A 13,275-nucleotide genomic window follows, 5' to 3' on the forward strand; every position below is an offset into this window, starting at 1 on the left:
AAAATGTAATACAGCAGTTGCATAGCCCTCTTAAGCCGATAGAATAAAGCCATTGAACTCGCCACTTGAGTAACTATGGCAAAGATAGATAAACAGGTTGATAGCCTAAAAGTACCCCCGCATTCCATTGAAGCAGAGCAATCCGTGCTCGGTGGCCTGATGCTTGATAATGAGGCCTTTGACCGAGTGGCGGAAATTGTGGTTTCGCAAGACTTCTATACCCGTACGCACAGGTTTATTTTTGAAGCCATGGAGCGTTTGGTGGAAGCTGGGCAGCCCATCGACCTTATTACCATTTCCGAATCCCTCGAAAAAAATAATCAACTTGAAGGGATCGGTGGTTTTGCTTACCTCGGGGAAATCGCTAAGAACACACCCAGTGCGGCGAATATTTCGGCCTATGCGCACATCGTTCGCGAACGTGCCGTTATCCGTGAAATGATTGGTGTAGCCAATGAAATCGCTGAGGCTGGCTTTAACCCAGAAGGGCGTGGCAGCCACGAGTTGCTCGATCTGGCCGAGAGTAAGGTGTTTAAAATTGCTGAACAGCGCACCAAAAGCACTGAAGGCCCGCAGAACATCCATACAATTTTGGAAAAAACAGTCGATAAAATTGAAGAACTGTACCAGTCACCACAAGACGGTGTGACAGGGGTCAGTACTGGCTATTCTGATCTTGATAAGATGACTGCCGGTTTGCAGCCTTCTGATTTGATTATCGTCGCTGCGCGTCCATCAATGGGTAAAACCACCTTTGCTATGAACTTAGCCGAGCATGCGGCGATGACGCGCGACAAGCCGGTGGTGATTTTCTCACTTGAGATGCCCGCGGAACAGATCATGATGCGTATGTTGGCGTCCTTAGGCCGTATTAACCAAACTAAAGTCCGTACAGGTCAGTTAGACGATGATGATTGGGCACGTTTGTCATCGACCATGGGGCTATTGATTGAAAAGGGTAAGATGTACGTTGATGATGCATCTGGCCTTACACCTACGGATGTGCGTTCTCGCGCGCGTCGTATTGCCCGTGACCATGGCGGTATTAGCATGATCATGGTCGACTACCTTCAACTTATGCGCGTCCCGAGCTTGTCAGATAACCGTACTTTGGAAATTGCGGAAATTTCTCGCTCACTTAAAGCGCTCGCAAAAGAGTTGGAATGTCCTGTTGTCGCACTGTCTCAGCTTAACCGTACGCTAGAGCAACGTGCTGACAAACGCCCAGTAAACTCCGACTTACGTGAATCGGGCTCTATCGAGCAGGATGCCGACTTAATCATGTTCATCTACCGTGATGAGGTCTATAACGACGACAGCATGGATAAGGGCACGGCGGAAATTATTATTGGTAAACAGCGTAATGGTCCGATTGGTAAGGTCAGGTTAACTTTCCAAGGGCAATACTCGCGTTTCGATAATTATGCCGGTCCGGCAATGGATGATGAGTACTAACGACTATGGCGCTGGCCACTGCATCAATTGATTTTTCAGCCCTTGAAGCCAACTTAGCGCGCGTGAAAGCGCTAGCGCCACAAAGTAAAGTGATGGCGGTACTCAAAGCTAACGCTTATGGCCATGGTTTGGTGAAAATCGCGCAGCGCCTTGCTGCGGCCGATGCCTTCGCGGTGGCACGCATCGAAGAAGCCTTGGCATTGCGTACAGGTGGTATTACAAAGCCTATCGTATTGTTAGAGGGCTTCTTCAAAGCCAGTGATATTGAGATTATGCTGGCAAACAACTTTCAAACCATAGTTCACGATGAATACCAACTCGAAGCGTTGGAAAAAGCTCACCTGAGCGGTCAAATCAAAGTGTGGTTGAAAGTGGATACCGGTATGCATCGTCTCGGTATCGAACCGCGACAATTTGAACATTTCTATCAGCGTTTGAAGCAATGCGATAATGTCTGTGCCGACGTGCAATTGATGACCCACTTTGCCTGCGCCGATGATGCCACTAATACCTACAATAACAAGCAGCTTACGACTTTCATGACTTTGGTAAAAGGCAAGGAAGAAGCGCTGTGTTTGGCTAATTCAGCCGCTATCATTAACTACCCGCAAAGTCATGGTCAGTGGGTGCGTCCGGGCTTGATGATGTATGGCGTGTCACCAGTGCAAGGTCAGGTATCGGCCGATATAGGGCTAATTCCGGTGATGAGCCTGCGCAGTGAGGTTATCGCTGTGCGCAAAGTACGCCAAGGTGAACCTGTGGGTTACGGCGGTAATTGGCAAGCTGACAAAGATACGCAGTTGGCCGTTGTAGCAATTGGTTATGGTGATGGTTATCCGCGTCATGCAGGTAATGGCACACCAGTGCTAATTAACGGTGTGCGCTATCCATTAGTGGGTCGCGTGTCGATGGACATGATCACAGTTGATATCGGCGCTGACAACCAAAACGTCAAAGTCGGAGATGATGCTGTGATGTGGGGTGTACACCTACCTATCGAAGAAATCGCCGAGTGTGCAGATACCATCCCTTATGAATTGCTATGTAACATCACCCCACGTGTGAGTTACGAGTATTTAGGCTAACTTTCCCTCTTACTTTTGTTCCTAATATGTTTACTTGGTGTAGTGTAAAAGTACTGCGCTTGTTAAGCTGTTGTTTATTTTTGCCGAAAAAAAGCAGAGAATGGAGCTTCTACCTTCTACAATTATAATTATAGGTACAGGCGCTCGGAGCAAACATGGCTTACCTAATAGAACTGGAAACGGATAAAGTTGTTTATTTACACGCCCACCATAGTTTTGGGCGTTTTCAATACAGTGTGGATACGCTGGTGGTTGATCCAAGCGTGTCAAAAATTCACACCATTGTTGAGTGGCAAGGCAACAACTGGCAGGTGCGCGACCTAAGTCGCAATGGCACTTGGCTCAATGGTAAGCGCTTAGAAAAAGAACAAAGTGAAGTTTTGCACTGCAATGATGTCATTACATTTCCAGGTAATAATGCCAAAGGGTTCCGTGTCGCTAATTTAGATAAGCCACAAGATTTGCTGTTGGTGCTCAGTGCAATGGGCGAGCCGACTGAACGATCCATTGAGCTTTCAAGCTACAACCTCATACCTGAAGAAAACCCTGAAATTGCTGTGTTTAGTCAGCGCGACAGCGGCATGTGGTGTTTCGAGCGTCTTGACGGCCCCATGGTTGATCACACCATCATCATCGAGCATGACCAAGTCAGCGACAGCACCAATACTTACCAGTTGCATTTGAGTCGCCAAGAAGCAGCGACCACCTTGCGTGAAGTGGCTAGCACCCGATTAGAAGACCTTAACTTTGTTTTTCATCTGACCTTGGACGAAGAATCTGCGGAATTACTGATTAAAGGCCCACATGAAGAAGTGGACTTGTGCGAGCGCTGCCACCACTATTTGACCTTAAATCTTGCTCGGTACAAAGCGCAAGATGCGGCGAACGGCGTGCATGAGTTAAGCCAAGGTTGGGTTGATACCGAGGTGATCGCCAAAGACTTAGGGATTGACTCGCGTTATCTTAATATTCAAATTCATCGTGCGCGCAAGCAGTTCAGCGACGCGTTGTCACATATCCAAGGGGCTGACAATGTCATCGAACGCAAACTGCGCAAGGTACGTTTTAACGCCAGCAACTTTGAAATCTATAAAGGCCATCAACTGGAAGGGTCGATTAAGCGCGCATCGCATTAAGGCTGTTCTGTATCATGCAACAACTTGCACACTATGAGCTTAAAAGGCTGGTTTATCAAGGCGCTATGGGCGCGGTGTATGAAGCCTTTGATGCTAAGCTAGAACGTGTCGTAGCGGTAAAAGTTTTGCAAGGCGAATCGTTAAGCGATCAAGCGCACGCTGATGCGCTGAACGAAGCGCGATTTCTTGCGAGGTTGAATCACCCCAACATTATCCAAGTATATGATTGTGCTGAATATCAAGGTCAGCATTTTTTGGTGATGGAATTTTGCCGCGGTAAGAATTTACTGCAATACCAAAAGCAGCACTTATTAAGCCTAGAGCAAAAGCTTAGCGTACTCATCGATATAGCCAAGGGCTTAGAACACGCCCACCGTAACGGCATTGTCCATCGAGACTTAAAGCCCAGCAACATTCTCATCAGCGATGCGGGTGTGGTTAAAGTGGCAGACTTTGGTATCGCAGAGTTCATGGGAGCAGCAGCAACCACCAAAGCCAGTGCGGGCACTAAAGGCTATATGTCACCAGAGCAAATTAAAGGCGAACCGCTAAGTCATAATAGTGACTGGTTCTCATTTTGTGTGCTAGGCGTTGAGTTTTTAGTTGGTCGTCATCCCTTTGCGAGCACTGAAAACGCGGATGTAACCCACGCTATATGCGCGGGGGAGCTCAATGATTTTGCTAATGCAGGCGAAGCATTACCGGCTCAATTAGTGAATATTTTTAAGCAAGGGCTCAGTGTTGAGCAAAATGAGCGTATTAACCTGCGTCGCGGGCCTTTGAGTAAACAGCTTGAACAAATTCTGCAAATACTTGTGCAACAAGCCATACTCGAACAGCAAACTGAACCACTGAATAACTTGGAGCAAGCTCCTAGTCCTGAACCAGTCAAAACAGTCACTAAAACCTCTAATTTCGGCCCTGTGCTTAAGAATATGGCGATGGTTATAGTGTTATTTTCGATTCTTGGTGTGGTGGCTTATTTTGCCAAGAGTGCATTGTACCGACCTAATGTCATTGCTATTTTACCTACGCAAATTGATGAGTTGCCTGCTGAATTTAACTACTACGAGAGCACTATTCGGGGCGCTATCCAAAGTGCAATTTGGCAGGAGTTAGCGGCGCACAAAGAGCAGCTTGTCAGTCATGCAGAGCTGTCGATTATTAGCAAAGGGGCTGGGAATGTGCGCAAGCAAAATCCTAAGCAGTATTTCCAAATGTTGGCCCAGAATACCGGAGCAAATGTCATAATCACCAGTATGGTGGTGTGTCAGCAAAGCTATTGCTCGCTTGAAGTCGCGCGCCTAGAAGAGCCAGATTGGCAAGTCGCAGATGCTAAACAGTGGCAAGCGAATATCACCGATTCCAGTAATATGCATGAATCCGCCCGTTTTTACACTGCGGCCTTGTTTAATCGCACTATGATCAGTGAGACCGCAAACGAACAGCTCAAGGAGCAAGTGTTTGGCTACTACAGCCGCTATTATCAGCATGGTGAAGTAAGCACTGCGTTTTTTGAACAAGTAGTAAGTACTATTTCAGAGCAGCCTAATTTCGGTGTGACTTACACTTTAGCGCGTGAACTGGCTTTGCAACTGGAAAGCATCACTGGGGACGCGTCTTTTATCAACTCTGTTGATGCTTTACTAGATGACGCTCCGAAACAATACAAGCAATCATTGGGTTACCTAAGAAACAAAGCACACCTCCAGTTAGCCTTAGGTGACGCTGAGCATGCGGCAGAATACATTGAAAAAATACGCGCTCAGGGTGGCGCTGAAGCAGAGTATTACAACTTAAAAGCCTCGTTGTTTATGCATCAAAAGGCTCGTGAAGATGCTCGAACTATGCTGGAAAAATCCCTGATCGCGCGCCCTAACATCAATGTACAAAAGAAATTAGCAACCTTGCTGTATGCACTCGGAGAAGCTGAATCCACCAAGGCTATTTTACAAGATATAGTGGATAAAATACCGACAGAGAAAGATGCACATCAGCTGCTAACCGTTATTTCCTTGATAGGTGGTGACTTTGGTGATGTCGTTAAGCGTTATGAGTCTTTATTAGCGGAAAATGCCGATCAAAAAGATTTCGCGAATATCAACACACTGTCTAATTTGTCCTTGGCCTATCTTTACTCGCAACATTACAGCCAAGCACAGTTGATTGCCGGTCAGGCTTATCAATTGGCTCCTAGTAATTCCGCTATCGCTTTGAATTATGCCGATGCTTTGACACTCTCAGGGATGGTCGCGCAAGCCAAAGAGCATTATCAAAGAGTTATCAGCATCAATAATGGTGACGATTCAGCCTATTCTTGGTCGGATAGGGCGCAAGCCTACGCACACTTGGGGGATTATCAGCAAGCGACGGTAGCGATTAAAGCTGCGCTTGAAGCTGGGCCGAACTTAGCGGATGTGTATTATGCAGCCGCCATAGTGTACAGCACCTCAGGGGACAAGCATTCAGCATTGTATTATGTGCAAAAGTCGCTGGATGCAGGGTATCACCCAAATTGGTTTGAAGTGCCTTGGTTTAAGCCGTTGTGTGATAACACTCAATTTGTGTCGTTACTCAATCAACCACAACGGCTTTGCAGTGAGGCGTTTAGTCCTCTTTAGGGCGATCAACTACTACGCGCGGGTCTTGCGACATGTAGTACTTGCCAGTGCTCACTTGCTTCGCCGTGTAGCGGAAGTCAATGTTCAATGGCTGTGGCTCTGTCGAAGGTTGAACTTCAATGACCTGATCAGCGGGTGGGTTACTTTGCGAAACATATTTGTAAGTGAAGCTCACCTGTTGCACTGTGATAGTGAGTTGGCGGTTATCATCACTTAATACTGAAGAAATGTTGTAGTTGCAGTTACTTTCGCTAGTGACATACTCAACGCCATTACCAAAGAATTCCCAGTCAGGATCTTCGATGTTGATGACTAAGATAGCTTCTTGACGTTTAGCAATACTGGGGTTTTTAGCATTGTTGGTAAAAGTAATGTTGAATATATCTTGTGTACCTGGCACCGCTTCATTGTTTTGAATTAATTGTGTAACCCAACGCTGTGAAGCGCTTGGCGTTAACATAAAGTTTTGTTGTGCGGTATGGTCATTTGGTTCGCAAGGCACAATCAGTGTGCTTGATTCTGTGGCTGTCATGTCTTTTCCTAGTTGTTATCGATAATGATGGCTGTATAACTATAGCTGCTTTATTGCCATAAATAGCAAATTGTAATTGCTTGTAATAAAAGATTTTTAACAGGTTTTACAGCTGTAAAGACACGGGTATATAGCGATATGGCTAGGTAAAAAGCTGGCCTTGCAACGTTGCAACTAAGCGTCGGCTTCCAGCCATATCACGATGTTCGCCAAGGTAAATACCTTGCCAAGTGCCTAACACCAACTGACCATCTTTAATGGGTAAAGTAAGCTCACATCCCAATGTGCTTGCTTTAATGTGGGCTGGCATATCGTCGTCACCTTCATAGGTATGGCGATAGAAGGGTTGGCGCTCGGGGACGGACCAGTTGAAGTGAGACTCCATATCTTGGCGCACGGTAGGATCAGCGTTTTCATTAATTGTGAGGCTGGCTGAGGTATGCAGTAATAACAGATGCACTAAGCCCACTTGGTATTCACCAATCTCAGGTAAAGCGCGGATGAGCTCATCGTCAATAAGGTGAAAGCCGCGATTTTTGGCTTTGAGTGTAATTTGACGTTGTTGCCAACTCATAGAGTGTCAAAGCTAACTTCAATGCTGGCATTACCGGCAGCGGAAGTAAACGGGATCAGCAGTGTTTTCCCTTTGCACTTGTGGCAAATCGTATGGCTTTTCCCAGCGACTACGATAGGAGTTGCCATATCAAAGTCGTAGCCCTTATCACCGAGTAAGTTTTTGGCACCGCCAGCGACCATGTTGGTGATTTCGCCAAGCATATCGGTGACTTCCTCGTCAATACTTGAAGGTCGCTCGCCGAGCATTCTTTCCATCACGGTAAGAGCGAGGTTTTCGTCAAATGTGATAGACAAAGAGCCTTTCGTTTGCGGCCCAACCATACCAATCAAACCGGAGACATCACCCACTGCAACCTCGTCTTTTTTAACGCGAGGCTTACCGGGGGAAAGTTCTGTGCTTGCCATAGTGGCAAGTACATTGAGAAGAGAGGATAAAAATGGATTGATAAACTCAACGTTCATAATCAAATACCTAAGTCACTGTGTTGAAGTGTATTGCGTTGCGACTTTAAGACTGACAGCTTTGGCAAATACCATGAGCTTCAATCGTTTGAGAACTCACACTAAAACCTAATTCTAGCGCAAGTGAGCTCAATTCATGGGAAATGACGCCCGAGTGTAATTCATCAACATGACCACATTGGTCACATATCAACAGCTGTACAGGGTGAATCGACTCGAAGTGATGACACAACATAAATGCGTTGGTGCTTTCAATTTTGTGGATGAACCCCTGCTCAGATAAAAAATCTAACGCTCGGTAAATCGTTGCGGGTTTGGCGCTGCTTTCAGTTAATTTGAGCTGTTCTAATAAGTCATAAGCGCCGACACCGCTTTTGGTGCTGGCGAGCAAACGAAATACTTTTTCGCGAATTGGCGTAAAGCGAGCGCCCTTACTATCGCACATTCGTTTTGCTTTATTGACCAGCGCATCTACGTTCATAACTAACCTTTTTTCCCACTTTGAGCGAACTATATTAGCATACTATGCCATAGAAAAATTACTATCTCTGTATTGCGCGCAAGGTTATAATTTTGTTTTAGGTACGGGGAGTTAGCGTGAACGAGTTAATAGCGACATTTATCTTCTTTTTTGCTGTGATAGACCCTATAGGTACCATTCCTGTCTTTATTGCAGTCACCCGTGGTGAAGATGCCGCCTTTAAGCGTAAAGTTGCCTATAAAGCGGTTAGCGTCTCTGCTCTGGTGTTGTTATTTTTCGTATTAGTGGGAGAAATCCTGCTTAATGCTATCAGTATTCCTTTGGCCGCATTTCAAATCGCTGGTGGCATTGTCCTACTACTTTTCGCATTAACCATGATTTTTGGTGAAGGTAAGCCTGAGTCAGAAATCAAAAGTATGCGAGACTCCACCGAAACGGCGATTTTTCCACTGGCTATTCCTTCTATTGCCAGCCCAGGTGCTATGTTAGGGGCGGTATTGATGACTCGCAACGAGGAGTTCACGTGGGTTGAGCAAGCGATTACCTCTTCTGTGATGTTAGGGGTGTTGGTGCTGGTTTTAGTGCTGCTATTGCTGGCGCGCTATGTCCACAATATCATCGGCGACAGCGGCGCGAGCATCATCTCTCGGGTCATGGGGCTTATTTTGAGTTCAGTGGCTGTAGCTAATATCCTTGGCGGCATCAAAGACTATTTTGCACTGTAATTTCAAAACACGTGTGTTGGGTGAAGTTTTTCGCAGAGTTGCGTATAATTCGCGCCCTTATCGCGCAACCTTTGTGAATTCAGGTATTAAGCAATGACTCAAGTAACTTCAACCGCGCCGTCATGGCATAAAGATACGTTTCGTCGTTTCAGTGTCGCTCCAATGCTGGATCTACAAAACTGATTTTTAAGCCCTTATAAACAAAGGGTTGGAAGGCTACTCATATTTTCTCGGGTCCTATCTGGGGTCCCAAATTTCCTCAAACGTTCCAATCTAAAATAACCTCAATTAAAAACTCATTCCATAATTTAGAGCATTATTTTTGTTCCCAATATAGTTTTTGTGTCAATTTTGTATGAGGTGTAGTGTACTCTTTAATACAACTAACGTATTGATAATGAATGATTTGTGTTTATTATTGGTATTGCGAGCAGGGCTAATAAAACATAAACGAAGAAGCCCTAATTTACTCGTAACTCAAATACAACAATACAAATAATTCGGGGAAACTAATGAATTGGTATATCGAAGCATTGAAAAAGTATGCACATTTTAAAGGCAGGGCGCGTCGAACAGAGTTTTGGATGTTCATACTGTTTTACAATTTGGTTTTGTTCGGGCTAATGTTCATAGATATGGCTCTAGGTACATATGACTCTCAAGAGGGTATCGGAGATATTTCTGCATTGTATGTGCTCGCAACTTTCATTCCTACAATAGCAGTAAACGTCAGACGACTTCATGATGTTGGTTACTCAGGTTGGTGGTTTTTACTTTGGTTCATCCCATTACTGGGTCATATTGCTCTGGTTGTTATGTATTGCCAAGACAGTAAATCAGGTGAGACTAAACATGGGCCATCTCCAAAGGAGCCGGAAGTAGCCGCGGCATAGTTTTAGTTAACAGTGCAAAGTGGCTAGTTGTATTAATCTACTAGTCGCTTTGCTTATCCCAACGCACTCTCTTAGCGTGGGTAGTATTAAATTTCATATTGCTGGTGGCACTTTCGCTTTATTCCATTTGATAGCCTGCTTCCAACAATTCTCTGAGATATTTTTTAGAGAGTCCCCATACTTTGCTCTCAATCGTTTAATGCGCTTTTCCCTAGCTTGTTTCATTTTACTAGACATAGCCATTCTCCCATTTTTCTGTATTCCTTTAGTCCCTTGGGTCAGCCTCAAAGCCCAAAGCCGAATCTTTATGTTGAAGTTAACTAACGCCAATCGGCAGTGTAGTTCCGTTACAGTATAGCTAGGGAGCTGTAAGTCAAAAAATATCTCTAGCGATATAAATCCAGGAGACCGTAAAGTTTTTTGACAGAACTTCTAGAAGAGAGATGCTATTGGAGTTGTCTAACTATTCTGGAAGCGAAAATGATAATTTCCAAAAAGCAAAACAGCTTGAATACTATTAAGCATCAACGACAGACTTTAATTGATATTTTGTGTGCGAACATAACCACCATAGATGGGTTCTACCATCTGAAAGCCAAGTTAAATTTAGAGGACGGGCTTGATGATGTGCTTGCTCTCTCATTAATTGATGCTCCCGTAGGCAAGCTCTTGGTTCATATAGTAGTTATCTAGATAGTTTCAGAAGCCGCTCAAACGCGAAAGTTTATGCTCGGCGAATTGTATGAGTTTTATAACATCACTCAATAATTGTTTGTTTTTATATCAAAAGGTTAGAAAAAAATAGATATCTTTTCCATACGGATTTATAGTGCTGGGATGCCACAGGGTGGTATGTTGTAAACTATAAAATGGAATTGTTTTTCAGATGAATTTATCTACAAAAATCACTACGTTATTATTGCTCGTCGCGACTCTTTCTGCGTGTGGAGAGGGGGCAGATAGCACTCCATCAAATGTAAATCCTACTGTTTTAGTCGAAGGCCCTTCGGAAGTTAATGAGGGTACTTCTGCCTCAATCATTGCTAAAGCAAATGACACAGATGGCCAGATAGTCAGTTATTCATGGAAGTTGCTTGGCGGCGAAACAATAACTACAGAGGGTGCGAGCACTAACACTCTAACGTTTATTGCGCCAGACATTACCGAAGATAGGGAAATTACCTTCGAAGTAACTGTTACTGACAATGATGGGGCAACAACCACAGAGGCTCATACGGTTACAATCAAGTTTATTAATCAGGCGCCAATCAGTATAGCTGGCAACGATGTAAATGTGGTTCAGTACGATACTGTGGTTCTTAGTGGTAGTGAAAGCTCAGATCCTGATGGGCAATTACTTTCCTTTATCTGGGGTATCGAGCAAGCTCCAGAAGACTCTCAAATAAAGTTTGAAGTTTATGACGACGCAACCTTGAGGTTTGAACCAGATGTACCAGGTGAGTACGTTATTACACTTACGGTTTCTGATGGCCAACTCGAAAGTATAGACACTGTAATAGTAACTGCAGAACGCTATATACCTGAATGGGTTTTCCAAGTAGAAGAAGACCACAACATTCCTGCGGAAACAACAATACTGCACTGTCTCGACAATGAGCTTTTGGAATGTGATTACGATATCCAATTAGATAGTTTGGTAATGGTTGCCAGCGTCGGTGGCCAGAATGATACTTATCGCTTCAAGCTATCTGACGCTATTGGGGGTACAGATAGGTCAAAAAACCACTGGCTTGAGATTGATACTCCTGATACCTCTGCGTTTTCAGTTATGTGGACCAATGCTTGGATTGTTCTAAATTCCGAAGAAGCGCTTAGAATATCTGAAGCTCCCACCTATTTTAACAACTACCAAAACAGCAAAGGTGAACCTCGTTTAATTAAAAGAACGGGGCTGTTAGACACTAACAGGCAAGTTTATGATTTAGTATCTGAAACTATTAATGGTGCTAATTTCCAGTTTGAAAGTGATGGTGAACTTACTTTGCTTGATCCACTTTCAAGAACTGCATCCAAAGGGTTGGACTCTTTGATGAAAATGAAAAAGGCGCAAATAGAACACTATGTACCCGAGTCAATTTCTCCGCAAACAATTGGGCAAATTGCTGAAAGTTTGGGGATACCGAGAGGTACAGTTGAGCGATATTGTGCAGATACGTCTCTGCGCATGCTGAATTGTTTTGTTGATGATGTTGGGTTGTCCGTTATTGAACTAAACACTTTAGGCAAAAATGGTAACACCAGTATTGAATACTCTCGTGGCTCAATTAGTTGGATGCTATCGGATGCTGGTGCTTGGAAAAGCTTTGGGATGACTGTATTACTGAGAGAAAAGATTTACGACTTGGAAGAAGTAACTTCAGCAATAAAGATTGTTAATGAAAGGGATGAAGTTTGTCATAATTCAGAAGCTTCAGGGTTATGGCATTATAAGGATTGGGACTCTACGGTCACACAGCTCTCTTTTAATTCGGAGGTTTTTCCAAGTAAAGATGCGCTTTCGACGTGCATGGCTGATTCAACTCAGCTATTCGTAGCGGTTGAAGTGAACTCTGAAGAGCATAAGTTAGAAATTTTGGACTATAAAGCCAGCTTTAATGCTTTTAAAGCGTTGTGGGATGCAAGTAATATTTAAACACTTCTTATCTACCCTCTCCAAAAATGTGGAGAGGGTTCCACCATAAACTCTGTCACACGAACCAATCTTAAATAACTACCAGAACATGAAATTTCATATGTAAGCGAACTCAGCCTGTTTATTCCTAATACAGAGTTTGTCATATCAATCTTTTAACTCCTATGCTCATTCAAGAGAGACAAACGCAAGGGGTTGCAATGCAAATCACTCATCTGGTGATTATCACTGTCAAAATACAAGAATTGAAGGTGCTTATGATAGGCAGGTGGCTGGTTATGCTGAGTCAAAAAAAGGCTGAAGTGGATGTGAGATGGCTTTTACTTTTTTGGATTGGCGGCTATGTAGTATTCAGAAAAATAACCGAAGATAATGCCACTCAGGACAAACAATACAGGCCCACCGCCTACACTGACTCAAATCAAGTTGCAGATCTTCTCACGTACTGTTGCTACATATCGTGTTTTGGTTTTGCTATCTCGAGTGGTAGTTTTGATGGTTTCTATGCTAATATACGCCACTTTTTTACTCCGTATCTCGTCAAAATAGGGACATTTTATGGGGCCTATATGATGGGGTCCTGATCTGTTTCTGGGTCCCAAGTGGGGCCCAAATTGATGGTTATGTGAACAATTTTGAAGTTGAGTGGTTACTGG

General features: G+C 44.2%; 12 protein-coding genes. 8 read left to right on the forward strand and 4 right to left on the reverse strand.

Translation table 11 applies throughout. The annotated features are described in order from the left end of the window. Window positions 1–75: 75 nt before the first annotated feature. The 4 genes from dnaB (at window position 76) to V1358_RS11485 (ending at window position 6,297) form a co-directional block, all read left to right on the forward strand. Window positions 76–1,455, forward strand: a complete 1,380-nt coding sequence (gene dnaB, locus V1358_RS11470) for a replicative DNA helicase (RefSeq protein ID WP_347391157.1) — start codon at window positions 76–78, stop codon at window positions 1,453–1,455. 5 nt (window positions 1,456–1,460) lie between these two features. Next, window positions 1,461–2,540: an alanine racemase gene (gene alr, locus V1358_RS11475; RefSeq protein ID WP_347393615.1), complete on the forward strand. Its 1,080-nt coding sequence runs from the start codon at window positions 1,461–1,463 to the stop codon at window positions 2,538–2,540. 155 nt (window positions 2,541–2,695) lie between these two features. Then, a complete protein-coding gene (locus V1358_RS11480; protein WP_347393616.1) occupies window positions 2,696–3,676 on the forward strand; it encodes an FHA domain-containing protein in 981 nt (326 codons plus the stop codon). 14 nt (window positions 3,677–3,690) lie between these two features. Further along, entirely contained in the window at window positions 3,691–6,297 is a 2,607-nt protein-coding gene (locus V1358_RS11485) for a protein kinase domain-containing protein (RefSeq protein ID WP_347393617.1), read from the forward strand. On the opposite strand, the gene V1358_RS11490 is transcribed toward V1358_RS11485, so the two are convergent. The 4 genes from V1358_RS11490 to V1358_RS11505 form a co-directional block, all read right to left on the reverse strand. Further along, entirely contained in the window at window positions 6,284–6,829 is a 546-nt protein-coding gene (locus tag V1358_RS11490; protein ID WP_347391153.1) for a hypothetical protein, read from the reverse strand. The genes V1358_RS11485 and V1358_RS11490 overlap by 14 nt on opposite strands. A 142-nt stretch (window positions 6,830–6,971) precedes the next feature. Further along, window positions 6,972–7,403 (reverse strand): secondary thiamine-phosphate synthase enzyme YjbQ, encoded by a 432-nt coding sequence (locus tag V1358_RS11495; protein WP_347391152.1) that lies wholly within the window; start codon window positions 7,401–7,403, stop codon window positions 6,972–6,974. Continuing rightward, a complete protein-coding gene (locus tag V1358_RS11500) occupies window positions 7,400–7,867 on the reverse strand; it encodes a chemotaxis protein CheX (RefSeq protein WP_347393618.1) in 468 nt (155 codons plus the stop codon). The genes V1358_RS11495 and V1358_RS11500 overlap by 4 nt, the downstream gene beginning before the upstream one ends. A 46-nt stretch (window positions 7,868–7,913) precedes the next feature. Continuing rightward, complete coding sequence (locus tag V1358_RS11505) at window positions 7,914–8,348, reverse strand: transcriptional repressor (RefSeq protein ID WP_347391150.1); 435 nt, start codon at window positions 8,346–8,348, stop codon at window positions 7,914–7,916. Window positions 8,349–8,464: 116 nt separating this feature from the next. On the opposite strand from V1358_RS11505, the gene V1358_RS11510 reads away from it, so the two are divergent. The 4 genes from V1358_RS11510 to V1358_RS11525 all read left to right on the forward strand — a co-directional run bounded on the left by V1358_RS11510 (window position 8,465) and on the right by V1358_RS11525 (window position 13,203). Next, the gene (locus V1358_RS11510; protein ID WP_347391149.1) at window positions 8,465–9,073 is read left to right on the forward strand and encodes a MarC family protein; all 609 of its coding nucleotides are present in this window, start codon (window positions 8,465–8,467) and stop codon (window positions 9,071–9,073) included. Between the two features lie 512 nt (window positions 9,074–9,585). Further along, entirely contained in the window at window positions 9,586–9,966 is a 381-nt protein-coding gene (locus V1358_RS11515; protein WP_347393619.1) for a DUF805 domain-containing protein, read from the forward strand. Between the two features lie 886 nt (window positions 9,967–10,852). Then, window positions 10,853–12,619 (forward strand): PKD domain-containing protein, encoded by a 1,767-nt coding sequence (locus V1358_RS11520; RefSeq protein ID WP_347393620.1) that lies wholly within the window; start codon window positions 10,853–10,855, stop codon window positions 12,617–12,619. 200 nt (window positions 12,620–12,819) lie between these two features. Further along, window positions 12,820–13,203 carry a hypothetical protein gene (locus tag V1358_RS11525; RefSeq protein WP_347393621.1) on the forward strand — a complete coding sequence of 128 codons (384 nt, stop codon included), beginning with the start codon at window positions 12,820–12,822 and terminating at the stop codon, window positions 13,201–13,203. Window positions 13,204–13,275: the final 72 nt, after the last annotated feature.

This window comes from Pseudoalteromonas pernae, assembly GCF_039831865.1.
In the GTDB taxonomy this organism is placed as follows: Bacteria; Pseudomonadota; Gammaproteobacteria; order Enterobacterales; family Alteromonadaceae; genus Pseudoalteromonas; species Pseudoalteromonas pernae.

Excerpts from the sequence above, each read along its gene's own strand:
- dnaB (WP_347391157.1), top strand. The coding sequence starts at position 76 with ATGGCAAAGATAGATAAACAGGTTGATAGCCTAAAAGTACCCCCGCAT.
- alr (WP_347393615.1), top strand. The coding sequence starts at position 1,461 with ATGGCGCTGGCCACTGCATCAATTGATTTTTCAGCCCTTGAAGCCAAC.
- V1358_RS11480 (WP_347393616.1), top strand. The coding sequence starts at position 2,696 with ATGGCTTACCTAATAGAACTGGAAACGGATAAAGTTGTTTATTTACAC.
- V1358_RS11485 (WP_347393617.1), top strand. The coding sequence starts at position 3,691 with ATGCAACAACTTGCACACTATGAGCTTAAAAGGCTGGTTTATCAAGGC.
- V1358_RS11490 (WP_347391153.1), bottom strand. The coding sequence starts at position 6,829 with ATGACAGCCACAGAATCAAGCACACTGATTGTGCCTTGCGAACCAAAT.
- V1358_RS11495 (WP_347391152.1), bottom strand. The coding sequence starts at position 7,403 with ATGAGTTGGCAACAACGTCAAATTACACTCAAAGCCAAAAATCGCGGC.
- V1358_RS11500 (WP_347393618.1), bottom strand. The coding sequence starts at position 7,867 with ATGAACGTTGAGTTTATCAATCCATTTTTATCCTCTCTTCTCAATGTA.
- V1358_RS11505 (WP_347391150.1), bottom strand. The coding sequence starts at position 8,348 with ATGAACGTAGATGCGCTGGTCAATAAAGCAAAACGAATGTGCGATAGT.
- V1358_RS11515 (WP_347393619.1), top strand. The coding sequence starts at position 9,586 with ATGAATTGGTATATCGAAGCATTGAAAAAGTATGCACATTTTAAAGGC.
- V1358_RS11520 (WP_347393620.1), top strand. The coding sequence starts at position 10,853 with ATGAATTTATCTACAAAAATCACTACGTTATTATTGCTCGTCGCGACT.
- V1358_RS11525 (WP_347393621.1), top strand. The coding sequence starts at position 12,820 with ATGCAAATCACTCATCTGGTGATTATCACTGTCAAAATACAAGAATTG.